1 protein-coding gene is annotated in these 461 nt (G+C 34.3%); it reads right to left on the bottom strand.

Annotated elements, in window-relative coordinates; genetic code table 11:
* Positions 1–84: 84 nt before the first annotated feature.
* Complete coding sequence (locus CJF42_RS26395; protein ID WP_095369414.1) at positions 85–396, bottom strand: hypothetical protein; 312 nt, start codon at positions 394–396, stop codon at positions 85–87.
* Positions 397–461: the final 65 nt, after the last annotated feature.

Below are 461 nucleotides of genomic sequence, written 5' to 3'. Positions count from 1 at the left end.
TTTTGATGCAGATAGCCGCATCAGTCTGGGGGTGTTTTGTACGGCTGACTTAGTATGAGGCTTTAAATACCTCCAACTATCAAATCAGACATTATTTTTATGCGGACCATTAATTAACCAGCCATTATCTTCAAAATCTTCAACCCATTCATCAAACATAAGATCATCAACACCTAAGTAGCAAAACTGTTCATACAACTCACAACTAAAAGTTTGATTATCAATATTCCAAGTTACACTCTTGATTTTACGCTCTTTCTCAGTCTCAAAATCAATTTTTAGGTCATGGAATGGTGGGAATGGTATTTCAATATTTTTGCAAGCAACTGTCCATTGCTCAGAATTTTCGATTGAATCTCCATCCCAGATATAAACTTGAATTTTTATTTTATACATTAACTATACCCATATTGGCATTGATATTTTGCTCGGAAAAAGCCGAGCAGACTTAGTTATTTTGA

Origin of the sequence: Pseudoalteromonas sp. NBT06-2, from assembly GCF_002276045.1 — a bacterium.
In the GTDB taxonomy this organism is placed as follows: domain Bacteria; phylum Pseudomonadota; class Gammaproteobacteria; order Enterobacterales; family Alteromonadaceae; genus Pseudoalteromonas.
The sequence above is the reverse complement of the archived record's forward strand: the minus strand, read 5'-3'. Positions and strand labels throughout refer to the sequence as shown.

Bases quoted from the DNA above. Each gene is read 5' to 3' on its own strand.
- CJF42_RS26395 (WP_095369414.1), bottom strand. From the start codon at position 396: ATGTATAAAATAAAAATTCAAGTTTATATCTGGGATGGAGATTCAATC.